Source organism: Paraburkholderia sp. SSBN10T (assembly GCF_056619545.1).
Genome location: NZ_JBWQQI010000012.1, coordinates 14,779 through 28,221 on the forward strand (window position 1 = coordinate 14,779; position 13,443 = coordinate 28,221).

At 64.0% G+C, this 13,443-nt stretch carries 12 protein-coding genes; 11 read left to right on the top strand and 1 reads right to left on the bottom strand.

From position 1 onward, the window contains the following. Positions 1-9: 9 nt before the first annotated feature. The 11 genes from mraY to lpxC all read left to right on the top strand — a co-directional run bounded on the left by mraY (position 10) and on the right by lpxC (position 12,777). Positions 10-1,179, top strand: coding sequence for a phospho-N-acetylmuramoyl-pentapeptide-transferase (mraY, locus tag AC1ECK_RS19100; RefSeq protein WP_480321593.1), 1,170 nt, complete (start codon positions 10-12; stop codon positions 1,177-1,179). A 27-nt stretch (positions 1,180-1,206) separates the two neighbouring features. Next, positions 1,207-2,721, top strand: a complete 1,515-nt coding sequence (gene murD, locus AC1ECK_RS19105) for a UDP-N-acetylmuramoyl-L-alanine--D-glutamate ligase (RefSeq protein WP_480321595.1) — start codon at positions 1,207-1,209, stop codon at positions 2,719-2,721. Next, the gene (ftsW, locus tag AC1ECK_RS19110; RefSeq protein ID WP_480321597.1) at positions 2,718-3,980 is read left to right on the top strand and encodes a putative lipid II flippase FtsW; all 1,263 of its coding nucleotides are present in this window, start codon (positions 2,718-2,720) and stop codon (positions 3,978-3,980) included. Before murD ends, ftsW begins: the two co-directional genes overlap by 4 nt. Then, positions 3,977-5,143, top strand: a complete 1,167-nt coding sequence (murG, locus tag AC1ECK_RS19115; RefSeq protein WP_480321599.1) for an undecaprenyldiphospho-muramoylpentapeptide beta-N-acetylglucosaminyltransferase — start codon at positions 3,977-3,979, stop codon at positions 5,141-5,143. The genes ftsW and murG overlap by 4 nt, the downstream gene beginning before the upstream one ends. Continuing rightward, the gene (murC, locus tag AC1ECK_RS19120) at positions 5,140-6,546 is read left to right on the top strand and encodes a UDP-N-acetylmuramate--L-alanine ligase (RefSeq protein WP_480321601.1); all 1,407 of its coding nucleotides are present in this window, start codon (positions 5,140-5,142) and stop codon (positions 6,544-6,546) included. Before murG ends, murC begins: the two co-directional genes overlap by 4 nt. Continuing rightward, positions 6,543-7,484 carry a D-alanine--D-alanine ligase gene (locus tag AC1ECK_RS19125; RefSeq protein WP_480321603.1) on the top strand — a complete coding sequence of 314 codons (942 nt, stop codon included), beginning with the start codon at positions 6,543-6,545 and terminating at the stop codon, positions 7,482-7,484. Before murC ends, AC1ECK_RS19125 begins: the two co-directional genes overlap by 4 nt. A 10-nt stretch (positions 7,485-7,494) precedes the next feature. Then, on the top strand, positions 7,495-8,247 hold the full coding sequence (locus AC1ECK_RS19130; RefSeq protein ID WP_480321605.1) for a cell division protein FtsQ/DivIB: 753 nt from the start codon (positions 7,495-7,497) through the stop codon (positions 8,245-8,247). A 27-nt stretch (positions 8,248-8,274) separates the two neighbouring features. Further along, entirely contained in the window at positions 8,275-9,507 is a 1,233-nt protein-coding gene (gene ftsA / locus AC1ECK_RS19135) for a cell division protein FtsA (protein WP_074262553.1), read from the top strand. A gap of 111 nt (positions 9,508-9,618) precedes the next feature. Continuing rightward, entirely contained in the window at positions 9,619-10,815 is a 1,197-nt protein-coding gene (ftsZ, locus tag AC1ECK_RS19140) for a cell division protein FtsZ (protein ID WP_480321607.1), read from the top strand. Positions 10,816-11,079: 264 nt separating this feature from the next. Next, positions 11,080-11,583 (top strand): redoxin family protein, encoded by a 504-nt coding sequence (locus AC1ECK_RS19145; protein ID WP_480321609.1) that lies wholly within the window; start codon positions 11,080-11,082, stop codon positions 11,581-11,583. A 276-nt stretch (positions 11,584-11,859) separates the two neighbouring features. Then, positions 11,860-12,777 (top strand): UDP-3-O-acyl-N-acetylglucosamine deacetylase, encoded by a 918-nt coding sequence (gene lpxC, locus AC1ECK_RS19150; protein ID WP_480321611.1) that lies wholly within the window; start codon positions 11,860-11,862, stop codon positions 12,775-12,777. Between the two features lie 66 nt (positions 12,778-12,843). Here lpxC and AC1ECK_RS19155 read toward each other — a convergent pair whose 3' ends face one another. Continuing rightward, positions 12,844-13,338 (bottom strand): DciA family protein, encoded by a 495-nt coding sequence (locus AC1ECK_RS19155; protein WP_480321613.1) that lies wholly within the window; start codon positions 13,336-13,338, stop codon positions 12,844-12,846. Positions 13,339-13,443: the final 105 nt, after the last annotated feature.

The window sequence follows — 13,443 nt, forward strand, 5'->3', positions numbered from 1 at the left end:
GACCGAAGCATGCTACTGGCGCTGGCGCAATGGCTGCAGAATGACGCAAGCTTCTTGCGCGTGTTCAGTTATCTGACTTTCCGGGCTGTCGCGGCGACCATCACCGCGCTGTTGATCGGGCTCGTCTGCGGCCCGGCGGTGATCCGCAAGCTGACTGCCATGAAGGTGGGGCAGGCCGTTCGCAAAGACGGTCCGCAAACCCACCTCGTCAAATCCGGCACCCCGACCATGGGCGGCGTGCTGATCCTGCTCGGCATCGCGGTGTCGACGCTGCTGTGGGCCGACCTGACCAACCGCTTCATCTGGATCGTGATCCTCGTGACGTTCGGTTTCGGCGTGATCGGCTGGGTCGACGATTACCGCAAGGTGGTCTACAAGGACCCGCGCGGCATGTCGTCGCGTGAAAAATATTTCTGGCAATCGGTGATCGGTCTGTTCGCCGCTGTCTATCTCGCCTTCAGCGTGTCCGAAGCGAGCAATGTGCGCGTGTTCGACCTGTTCATGGCGTGGGTGCGCAGCGGCCTGTCGATGGGCCTGCCCCCGCACGCCGACCTGATGCTGCCGTTCTTCAAGTCGATCAGCTATCCGCTCGGCGTGTGGGGCTTCATCGTGCTGACGTATCTGGTGATCGTCGGCGCCAGCAACGCCGTGAATCTGACCGACGGCCTCGACGGTCTGGTGATCATGCCGGTCGTGCTGGTGGGCGCTTCGCTCGGTGTGTTCGCGTATGTGATGGGCAGCTCGGTGTACTCGAAATACCTGCTGTTTCCGCATATCGCCGGCGCCGGCGAACTGCTGATTTTCTGTTCCGCGATGGGCGGGGCGGGGCTCGCGTTCCTGTGGTTCAACACGCACCCTGCGCAGATGTTCATGGGCGACGTCGGCGCACTCGCGCTGGGCGGCGCGCTCGGCACGGTCGCGGTGATCGTGCGCCAGGAAATCGTGCTCTTCATCATGGGCGGCATCTTCGTGGCGGAGACGCTCTCCGTGATGCTGCAGGTGACCTGGTTCAAGTTCACCAAGCGCCGTTACGGCGAAGGCCGGCGCCTCTTCAAGATGGCGCCGCTGCATCACCATTTCGAGTTGTCCGGCTGGAAGGAGACGCAAGTTGTCGTGCGTTTCTGGATCATCACGTTGATGCTGTGTCTGTTCGGTTTGTCCACGCTCAAGTTGCGTTAAGCCGTTGACGAAGTAAAAGGGAAAGCAATGTTTGGCGAGAAGTTTCGGGATCGGCAAAAGCCGATGGTGCTTGTGCTGGGACTCGGTGAATCGGGTCTCGCGATGGCGCGCTGGTGCGCGCGGCACGGGTGTCGGCTGCGCGTGGCTGACACGCGCGAGGTGCCGCCGAACCTGTCCGGGCTGGAAGCGCATGGCATCGATGCCGAGTTTGTCGGCGGGCCGTTTTCGCCTGTGCTCCTCGACGGTGTCGAACTGGTGGCGATCAGCCCCGGCCTGTCGCCGCTCGCCGCCGACCTGCTGCCGCTGATCGCCGAAGCGCGCGAAAAGGACATCCCGGTGTGGGGCGAGCTCGAATTTTTCGCCCAGGCGCTGAAGACGCTCGGCGAGAGCGGCTATGCGCCGAAGGTTATTGCGATCACCGGCACCAACGGCAAGACCACCACGACGAGCCTGACTGGCCTGCTGTGCGAACGCGCCGGCAAGAAGGTCGCGGTGGCGGGCAACATCAGCCCGGCCGCGCTCGACAAACTCACGGAAGCCATCGACAACACCGCACTGCCCGATGTCTGGGTGCTCGAACTGTCGAGCTTCCAGTTGGAAACGGCGCATACGTTTGCACCGGACGCGGCGGTCGTTCTCAATATCACGCAGGACCATCTCGATTGGCATGGTGGTCTCGACGCTTACGCTGCGGCGAAGGGCCGGATCTTCGGAGCACAGACCGTGCGTGTGCTGAACCGCGACGACGCTCGCGTGATGGCGCTCGCGCCCGCGGGCGACGCGACGGTACCGATCGTCACCTTCGGCGTCACCGAGCCGACCCGCCCGGGCGACTACGGCCTGATGCGCGACAACGGCATTATCTGGCTCGTCGAAGCGCATGACCGTGACGCCACTGACGAACCCGCGCCGACCCGCCGTCGCAAGCACGAGACGGCCGCGCCGCAAAACATCGCCCTCAAGCGCCTGATGCCGGCTGACGCGTTGCGCATCCGCGGCCTGCACAATGCCGCCAATGCGCTCGCCGCGTATGCACTGGCGCGGGCCATCGACCTGCCGGGCGCACCGCTGCTGCACGGCTTGCGCGAGTACCGCGGCGAGCCGCATCGCGTGGAACTGATTGCCTCGATCGACGGCATCGACTATGTGGACGACAGCAAGGGCACCAACGTCGGCGCGACCGTCGCGGCGCTCGACGGCCTCGCGCAGCGCGCGGTGCTGATTGCGGGCGGTGACGGCAAGGGCCAGGAATTCGAACCGCTCGCCGCACCGGTGATGCGCTGGTGCCGTGCGGTCATGCTGATCGGCCGCGATGCGCCGCTGATTCGTGCCGCGCTCGCCGACACCGGCATCGCCATGACCGATCACGTCACGCTCGAAGAAGCCACGCGCGCCGCGGCGGCGCTTGCGCAGCCGGGCGACGTGGTGCTGCTGTCGCCGGCCTGTGCGAGTTTCGACATGTTCAAGGGTTACGCGCATCGTGCCGCGGTGTTCCGCAGCACGGTCGAAGACATCGCTGCCGAACGGGGGACGATGATATGAGCTGGTCGGAACGCTTCGGTTCGCGCCTCGCCAGACAGCGCGGCTCAGTCGGTAATGCCAGCGCGGGCCGCACCACGAGCGGCCTCGCGAGCGCCGTCAACGGCGTGCGTCCGCTGCGCTCGCGCATGCTCGATTACGACCACTCGCTGCTGTGGGTGGTGATCGCGCTGCTCGGCCTCGGCATCGTGATGGTGTACTCGGCGTCGATTGCGATGCCGGACTCGCCGAAGTACTCGTCGTATCGCGACTGGGCGTTTCTCGTGCGCCAGATCATCTTCGTGGTCATGGGCTCGGTGGTCGGCGTGATCGCGTTCCGGATTCCGGTTTCGACGTGGGACAAGTACGCGCCAAAGCTGTTTCTGCTGGCCTTGCTGAGTCTCGTGATCGTGCTGATTCCGCACATCGGCAAGGGTGTGAACGGCGCGCGCCGCTGGATTCCGCTCGGCATCACGAACATGCAGCCGTCGGAAATCATGAAGCTCGCCGTGACGATCTACGCGGCGAACTACACGGTGCGCAAGCAGGAATACATGCATAGCTTCGCCAAGGGCTTTTTGCCGATGGCCTTTGCCGTGGGCGTGGTCGGCGCGCTGCTGCTGCTCGAGCCCGACATGGGCGCGTTCATGGTGATTGCCGCGATCGCGATGGGCGTGCTGTTCCTCGGCGGCGTGAACGGCAAGCTGTTCGGCGGCCTCGTGGCGACTGCGGTCGGCACCTTCAGCCTGCTCGTGTGGGCCTCGCCGTGGCGTCGTGAGCGGATCTTCGCCTACCTCGATCCGTGGGACGACCGTTACGCGCAGGGCAAGGCGTATCAATTGACGCACTCGCTGATCGCCTTCGGGCGCGGCGAGTGGTTTGGCGTGGGCCTTGGCGGCAGCGTCGAAAAGCTCAACTACCTGCCGGAAGCGCATACCGACTTCATTCTTGCCGTGATCGGCGAGGAACTGGGTTTTGTGGGCGTGCTGGTGGTGATCCTGATGTTTTACTGGATCGTGCGCCGCTCGTTCGAAATCGGCCGTCAGGCACTGGCGCTGGATCGCACGTTTGCGGGCCTGGTGGCGAAGGGCATGGGCCTGTGGTTCGGCGCGCAGACCTTCATCAATATGGGCGTGAACCTCGGCTTGCTGCCGACCAAGGGTTTGACGTTGCCGCTCGTCAGCTACGGCGGCTCGGGCATCTTGCTGAACTGCGTGGCCGTCGCGGTGCTGATGCGCGTGGATTACGAGAACCGGGTCTTGATGCGTGGAGGGAAAGTATGACGCCCACGCAACAGCGCACGCTGATGGTGATGGCCGGCGGCACCGGGGGACACGTGTTCCCGGGGCTCGCGGTCGCCCACCTGATGCAGGCGTGGGGCTGGAAAGTCGTGTGGCTCGGCAATCCCGCGGGCATGGAAGCTTCGCTTGTCGCCAAACACGGCATTCCTATGGAGTACGTGCGCTTTGGCGGTCTGCGCGGCAAGGGGCTGAAGACCAAGCTAATGCTGCCGGTCAATCTGCTGCGTGCCTGCGCCCAGAGCTTGAGCGTGCTGCGGCGCGTGAAGCCCGACGTCGTGCTCGGCATGGGCGGTTACATCACGTTCCCGGCTGGTTTGATGACCGCGTTGAGCGGCCGTCCGCTCGTGCTGCATGAACAGAATTCGATCGCCGGCCTCGCGAACAAGGTGCTGGCGAAAGTCGCCAAGCGTGTGCTCGTGGCATTCCCGAACGCGTTGCCGCACGCCGAATGGACCGGAAATCCGATTCGTGAGGAACTTGCGCGCACATTGCCACCCAAAGCACGCTACGCCCAACGCAGCGGTCCGTTGAATCTGCTGGTTGTAGGCGGCAGTTTGGGGGCCGCAGCTTTGAACGAAGTCGTGCCGCGTGCGCTGGCTTTGCTGAAACCGCAGGAACGTCCGCACGTGGTGCATCAGGCCGGCGCGAAGCATATCGATGCGCTGAAAGCGAACTACGCGGAAGCGGGTTTGCTGGGCGTCGATGGTGAAACGGGCGCAGCGAATGAACAGAGCGCAGAAGCGAACGTGCAACTCGTGCCGTTCATCGACGACATGAAGAGCGCCTACGCGAACGCGGATCTGGTGATCTGCCGTTCGGGCGCGATGACCGTCGCCGAGATTGCGGCAGTGGGCGTGGCGGCGCTGTTCGTGCCGTTCCCACACGCGGTCGACGATCACCAGACCACCAACGCAGCGTTCCTCGCCGAGCACGGCGCGGCGCTGGTCGTGCAGCAACGCGAACTGACGGCGGATGGTCTCGCCGCCTGGTTGCGCAGCCAGACCCGCGAGAGCCTCGCGGACATGGCAGAGCGTTCGCGCTCGCTCGCGAAACCCGATGCCACGGAACAGGTCGCGCAGATCTGCGCGAACGTGGCAGGCGTAGTCCCGAGCCGGAGCCCGAGCACAGAAGGAAGGCAACAATGAAACACATCGTCAAACATATTCATTTCGTCGGTATCGGCGGCGCAGGGATGAGCGGCATCGCCGAAGTGCTGGTGAACCTCGGCTATCAGGTGAGCGGCTCGGACCTGGCGAAGAACGCCGTGACCGACCGGCTTGCCGCGCTCGGCGCGCGCATCGCGATCGGTCACGATGCCGGCAACATCGAAGGCGCGAACGCCGTGGTCGTCTCGACGGCCGTGCGCAGCGATAACCCGGAAGTGCTGGCCGCGCGCCATCGCCGCATTCCGATCGTGCCGCGCGCGGTGATGCTCGCGGAACTGATGCGCCTGAAGCAGGGCATCGCGATTGCCGGCACCCACGGCAAGACCACGACCACCTCGCTGGTGGCGAGCGTGCTCGCCGCGGGCGGGCTCGATCCGACCTTCGTGATCGGCGGCCGGCTGATCAGCGCCGGCGCGAACGCGCGCCTTGGCACCGGTGACTTCATCGTCGCCGAGGCGGACGAATCGGACGCGTCGTTCCTGAATCTGTTCCCGGTGATCGAAGTCATCACGAACATCGACGCCGATCACATGGACACCTACGGCCACGACTTTGCGCGGCTCAAGCAGGCGTTCATCGAGTTCACGCACCGTCTGCCGTTCTACGGCATCGCGGTGCTGTGCGTCGACGATCCGAACGTCAAGGAGATCCTGCCGTTCGTCTCGAAGCCGATCATCCGCTACGGTTTTGCGCCGGATGCACAGGTGCGCGCGGTGAACGTGGAAGCCCGCGACGGCAAGATGCATTTCACGGCGATGCGCGAAGACGCGGCGCCGATCGACATTGTCTTGAACCTGCCTGGCACGCACAACGTGCAGAACGCGTTGGCCGCGATTGCGATTGCGACTGAACTTGAAGTGAAAGATGCCGATATCCAGCGAGCGCTGGCGGATTTCAACGGCGTAGGCCGGCGCTTCCAGCGCTACGGCGAGGTGCCGGTCGTAGCGGAGGGTAAAGCGGCCGGTACGTACACGCTGGTCGACGACTACGGTCATCACCCGGTGGAAATGGCCGCGACGATTGCCGCCGCACGCGGCGCATTCCCCGGCCGGCGTCTGGTGCTGGCGTTCCAGCCGCACCGCTTCACGCGTACGCGCGACTGTTTCGAAGATTTTGTGAAGGTGCTGTCCACCGTCGATGCGCTGGTGTTGACGGAAGTCTATTCGGCGGGCGAAGCGCCGATCGTCGCCGCCGACGGCCGGGCGCTCGCCCGCGCAATCCGCGTGGCGGGCAAGACCGAGCCGGTGTTTGTCGAAACGGTGGACGAAGTGCCGGACGCGCTCGCGGCGCTCGTGCGCGAAGGCGACGTGGTGATCACGATGGGTGCGGGTTCGATCGGCGGTGTGCCGGGTCGTCTCGCGCAAAACGAAGGTGCGAAATGAGCAGTATCGATCCGAAAATGTTCGGCAAAGTGGCAGTCCTGCTCGGCGGTGAATCCGCCGAGCGCGAAGTGTCGCTCAACTCGGGACGCCTCGTGCTGCAAGGGCTGCGCGAAGCCGGCATCGACGCTCATCCGTTCGATCCCGCTGAGCGTCCGCTCGCGGCGTTGAAAGAAGAGGGTTTTGTGCGCGCGTTCAACGCGCTGCACGGCGGCTACGGCGAGAACGGCCAGATCCAGGGTGCGCTCGACTTTTACGGCATTCGCTACACCGGCAGCGGCGTGCTGGGCTCGGCGCTCGGTCTGGACAAGTTCCGCACCAAGCTCGTGTGGCAGCAACTCGGTGTGCCGACGCCGCCGTTCGAAGCGGTGCTGCGCGGTGACGACTATGCGGCGCGTGCGGCGGAGATCGTCGCCAAGCTCGGCTTGCCGCTCTTTGTGAAGCCGGCGAGCGAAGGCTCGAGCGTCGCGGTCATCAAGGTGAAGCGCGCCGACGCCTTGCCGGCCGCGCTCGAAGAAGCCGCGAAGTTCGACAAGATCGTGGTGGTGGAAAAGAGCATCGAAGGCGGTGGCGAGTACACCGCGTGCATCGCGGGCGAGCTGGATCTGCCGGTGATCCGTATCGTGCCGGCGGGCGAGTTCTACGACTACCACGCGAAGTACGTCGCCAACGACACCCAGTATCTGATTCCGTGCGGCGTGGCGCCGGCCGAAGAAGCCCGCCTGAAGGCGCTGGCGCGCCGCGCCTTCGACGTGCTCGGCTGTACCGACTGGGGCCGTGCCGACTTCATGCTGGACGCGGACGGCAACCCGTATTTCCTCGAAGTGAATACGGCGCCGGGCATGACCGATCACTCGCTGCCGCCGAAGGCGGCGCGCGCGGTCGGCATCAGCTACAAAGAACTGGTCGTGAGCGTGTTGGCGCTCACGCTGAAGGACTGACGTTATCGCTATGTGGAACAACGTTCGCCAGCTCAATTTCGCCGCCAACGCGCTGCATGCGTTGCTGGTGCTCGTGCTGCTGGCGGCAGGCGGTATCTGGGTGGTGCAGCGGCCGAACTTTGCGTTGCGCGAAATCCGCATTGACGGCGACACCGAGCACATCAACTCGCCGACGGTGCGCGCCGGGGTCGTGGGCCGCCTGAAGGGCAATTTTTTCACCGTGGATCTGGACGCGGCGCGCCAGGCCTTCGAGCAGATGCCGTGGGTGCGTCACGCGAGTGTGCGGCGCGTCTGGCCGAATGCGCTGGCTGTCACGCTGGAAGAGTACAAACCGCTTGGAACGTGGGGCAGCGATCAACTGGTGAGCGTGGACGGCGAGCTGTTCACGGCGAACCAGGGTGAACTCGAAGAGGATCTGCCGGCCTTCGACGGTCCCGACGGCACGGCGCAGGAAGTGGTCGCGCGCTATCGCGATTTCAAGAAGTGGTTTGCGCCGCTGGGCGCGACGCCGGAAGAAGTGACGCTGTCGCCGCGTTACGCCTGGACGGTGAAGCTGTCGAACGGGATGCAGGTGGAACTGGGGCGCGAGCGCAACCAGCAAACGCTGTTCGATCGCAGCCGGCGCCTGACGGCGGCGTGGGCAGCAGTGACGCAACGTTGGGGGAAGGATATCGAGTATGCGGACTTGCGCTATCCGAACGGTTTCGCGATTCGCGCAGCAGGTATGCGCTTTATCAGCGAACCCGACAAAGGCAAGAAGTAACGGAACATCACACGCAATGAGCACGCTATGAGTAAAGACTACAAAGATCTGCTGGTCGCCCTCGACATTGGGACGTCGAAGGTCGTGGCCATCGTCGCCGAGCTGAAAGGCGAAGGTCACTACGAGGTGATCGGCCTCGGCCAGAGCGAATCGAAGGGGCTCAAGAAAGGTGTGGTGGTGAACATCGAGGCCACCGTGCAGTCCATTCAGCGCGCGCTCGAAGAAGCCGAGTTGATGGCCGACTGCAAGATCACGAACGTGTTTACCGGAATCGCCGGCAGCCATATCCGCTCGTTCAATTCGAGCGGGATGGTGGCGATCAAGGAAAAGGAAGTCACGCAGGCGGACGTCGCGCGCGTGATCGAGACGGCCAAGGCGATCAACATCCCGACCGATCAGCAGGTGCTGCACATCCTGACTCAGGAATTCATCATCGACGGCCAGGAAGACGTGCGCGAGCCGATCGGCATGAGCGGCATCCGCCTCGAAGTGAAGGTGCATATCGTGACGGGCGCGGTGAGTGCGGCGCAGAACATCGTCAAGTGCGTGCGCCGCTGCGGGCTCGAAGTGAACGACCTGATCCTGCAGCCGCTGGCGTCGTCGCTGGCGGTGCTGACCGAGGACGAGAAGGAACTCGGCGTGGTGCTGGTCGACATCGGCGGCGGCACGACGGACATCGCGATTTTCAGCGAAGGCGCAATCCGCCATACCGCGGTGATTCCGATTGCCGGCGACCAGATCACGAGCGATATCGCCATGGCGCTGCGCACGCCGACACCGGACGCGGAAGACATCAAGGTCGACTACGGCATCGCCAAGCAGGCCCTGGCCGATCCGGACGAGATGATCGAAGTGCCGGGGCTGGGCGAGCGCGGTCCGCGCACGCTGTCGCGCCAGGCGCTGGCGGCGGTGATCGAGCCGCGCGTCGAAGAACTGTTTTCGCTCGTGCAGCAGGTGGTGCGCGAGTCGGGTTACGAGGAACTGCTGAGCTCCGGCGTGGTCTTGACCGGCGGTGCGTCGATGATGATCGGCATGGTCGAGCTCGGTGAGGACATCTTCCTGAAGCCGGTGCGCATCGGCGTACCCGAGTACGCGGGCGGTCTCGCGGACGTGGTGCGCAACCCGCGCTACTCGACGGCGATGGGCCTCTTGGTGGAAGGACGTTCGCAACGGATGCGCGGCCGCAAGGTGGCGGTGCAATCCGGTTCGATGGGCCAGGTCTTCACCCGCATGAAGGACTGGTTTCTCGGCAACTTCTAACGATTTCGAAATACGCGCTGGTGCCGGCGGCTGGCGCGCGACAGGGGGTTGCCCGATCTCCTGCCGAATAACGGCCGAGTGGCTGCAATTTTTTATCTTGACGGAGGCAACATGGAATTCCAGATGCTGGAAACCGAAACCAACGGCACCATCATCAAGGTGATCGGAGTCGGTGGCGCTGGCGGCAATGCCGTTCAGCACATGATCAACAAAGGCGTGCAAGGCGTCGACTTCATCGTGATGAACACGGACGCGCAGGCTCTGTCGCGTTCGCGCGCTTCCGCGGTGATCCAGCTCGGCAACACCGGTCTCGGTGCTGGCGCCAAGCCGGAAATGGGCCGCGCGGCAGCAGAAGAAGCACGTGAGCGCATCGCAGACGCACTGCGCGGCGCGCACATGGTGTTCATCACCGCAGGCATGGGCGGCGGCACCGGCACGGGGGCAGCTCCGGTCGTGGCGCAGATCGCCAAGGAAATGGGTATCCTGACTGTTGGCGTGGTCAGCAAGCCGTTCGAATTCGAAGGCGGCAAGCGCATGCGTGTGGCAGAAGCCGGTTCGCAGCAACTGGAGGATCACGTCGACTCGCTGATCGTCGTTCTGAACGACAAGCTGTTCGAGGTGATGGGCGATGACGCCGAGATGGACAAGTGCTTCCAGTGCGCAGACGACGTTCTGAACAACGCAGTTGCAGGCATCGCCGAAATCATCAACGTCGACGGTCTGGTGAACGTCGACTTTGAAGACGTGAAGACGGTGATGGGCGAGCAGGGCAAGGCGATGATGGGCACGGCGACGGTTGCCGGCGTCGATCGCGCGCGTCTGGCCGCCGAGCAGGCTGTGGCCAGCCCGCTGCTGGAAGGCGTGGATCTGTCGGGCGCACGTGGCGTGCTGGTCAACATCACGTCGAGTCGCTCGCTGCGTCTGTCGGAAACCCGCGAAGTGATGAACACCATCAAGAGCTACGCGGCGGAAGACGCAACTGTGATTTTCGGCGCGGTATACGATGATGCAATGGGCGACGCGCTGCGCGTGACGGTGGTGGCAACGGGTCTGGGCCGTGCGGCGAAGAAGCAGCAATCGGCACCGATGACGCTGCTGCGTACCGGCACGGACAACCAGCCGATCGGCGCAATGCAACACGCGTACGCTCCGCAACATCACGCAAGCACGGCAGACTACGGCGCGCTGGATACGCCGGCAGTGTGGCGCACTTCGCGTGACACGGCGGCTTCGCACGTGCAGGCGCTGCAGGAAAAGGGCGTCGACACGTACGATATTCCGGCATTCCTGCGCAAGCAGGCGGACTGACGCGCACGAGCAGGCTTTCGCTGCGGCACGGCAATGGCTGCGTGCCAGCAGGGAAGTGCACGAGCGTGGCGGGTGGAACGACCAGGCAGGCCGTATTTTCGTCGGAAATGCGGCAAGGACAGGTGCCCTCTTCGGATTCGCGAAGCGGAAGGGGTGGCTGTCGCCGGCAGATAGCGCAAAAAGTTGGGGTGGATGCGCGACTGCACGATCCACTGCGGCACGACAACGTGCGGGCACGCTCCGCATCGATGTGAAGGACTGAGCATGATCAAGGTGGGTGACAAGCTACCCGACGCAAGCGTCTTCGAATTGATCGAGGACGAGCGTGCGGGCTGCACGATCGGACCAAACAGCTTCGACGTGCGCGAACAGACGGCGGGCAAACGCGTGGTGATCTTCGGATTGCCGGGCGCGTTCACCCCAACCTGTTCGGCCAAACATGTGCCGGGTTATGTCGGACACGCCGAGCAGTTGCGCGCTGCCGGCATCGACGAAATCTGGTGCGTGTCCGTCAACGACGCGTTCGTGATGGGCGCGTGGGGACGCGATCAGCACACCTCGGGCAAGGTGCGCATGATGGCGGACGGCAGTGCGGCTTTCACGCGGGCGCTCGGTCTGGAGCAGGATCTGTCGGCGCGCGGCATGGGGATTCGTTCCCAGCGCTACGCGATGGTGGTCGACGACGGCGTGGTCAAGACGCTGCACGTCGAGGCGCCCGGCAAGTTCGAAGTCAGCGATGCAGGGAGTATCCTCGCTACGTTGAGCTAGTTCTGGAGTGCTGAACGGCCCTTTTCCCGGTGTTTCGTTGTGCCAGGGCAACGGCCAGAAGGCATTCGTGTGACAAGCCGTAACGCGGGCTGATGACCGGAAACGCCTCCATTCCGGGCATCGGCCCGTCACGCTTTGCCCATTCGGAAAATTGGGTAATGCAGCGAAACAGATTGATACCTTCCGTGCAACGACGCTTCTTAGGGTAATGGAGTATACTCCGCGCTATGGAATAAAAAGTCCCGATTGGGATTTTCAATCGAATAGAAGATCACCATGTTGAAGCAGCGCACTATCAAATCGATTGTCAAGACTGTCGGTATCGGCGTGCACTCGGGCCGCAAGGTTGAGTTGACGCTTCGCCCGGCCGGTCCTGACACGGGAATCGTGTTCACGCGAGTGGACCTGCCGACGCCGGTGGATATTCTTGCGGCTACGACGTCGATTGGCGACACGCGCCTTGCCTCCGTGCTCCAGAAGGACGGCGTGCGCGTTTCGACCATCGAGCATTTGATGTCGGCCTGCGCGGGCCTCGGCATCGACAACCTGTACGTCGATGTCACCGCCGAAGAAATTCCGATCATGGACGGCAGCGCCGCTACGTTTGTGTTCCTGATCCAGTCGGTGGGCGTCGAGGAACAGAACGCGGCGAAGAAGTTCATCAAGGTCAAGAAGGCGGTCGAAATCCGCGAAGGCGACAAGTTCGCCCGCCTGGAGCCGTTTTTCGGCTTCAAGCTGAAGTTCACGATCGATTTCCGTCACCCGGCAGTCGACAAGACCGGCCAGGCGCTGGAAGTGGACTTTGCGCATACTTCCTACGTGCGCGATATCGCCCGGGCCCGCACGTTCGGCTATGCGCATGAAGTGGAAATGCTGCGCGAACTGGGTCTCGCCCGCGGCGCCAGCCTGGACAATGCCATCGCCCTGGACGAGTACCGCATCTTGAACAACGACGGCCTGCGCTACGACGACGAGTTCGTGAAGCACAAGATGCTCGACGCGATCGGCGACCTGTACGTGATCGGCCATCCGCTGCTCGCCTCGTACACGGCGTACAAGTCGGGCCACGGGCTCAACAACGCGCTGCTGCGCGAGCTGTTGAAGCACGAGGACGCTTACGAAATCGTGACCTTCGAAGACAAGCAGAAAGCCCCGCGCGGTTTCGCGTTCGACACGCAAACGGCGTTTGCCTGATTCTTGGGGCGCGCCGCGTGGCGCATGCTTCAGATGTATGAAAAATAAACGGCCCTGCGGGGCCGTTTATTTTTTGGGTTCGCGATTGCGCAGGTGCCGTGCGGCCATCCTCGCGAGCGCCGCCTGCAAGGGCGAAGGCGCGAGCGATTCGCTCAGCGCGTGCAACGCGTCGGCGCCCGCCGGCGTCATGCGCGCCTGCTTGGTGGGGGGCGGTTCTTTCACCGCTTGCGGCCGCACCCGGATGCGCAATGAGTTGACCGGCCAGCCGCGCTGCTGCAAATCGGCCAGCAGACGCGGTTCCAGATGACGCAAGCGGGCCGCCAGCGCGTTGTGCGCAGCAAATAGTGCCAGTACGCCGTCCTTGATGAATCCAGGTTCCACGCTTGAGGCCAGGTAGTCGGGCAGCAACTGACGCAGGTCCCGCTCGAGCGCGGCGATCTGCTCCACGCCGGCACGCAGGGCGGCAAACGCATCGGTGCGGTTGAGCACCTCGGCGAGCGGCTGCGGACGGCGCGCCTTGAACTGCTGCGGCGGCCTTGAAAACGACGGGGAGCGGCTCATGTAGGATAGTAGGGCGTGAGTGCACCCAATGCGCACTCACGCCGGGATTGTACCGCGCGGGATCTGCTTCCGGCCGGCTCCGATGGGCGGCGGCCGGGGCTGAGC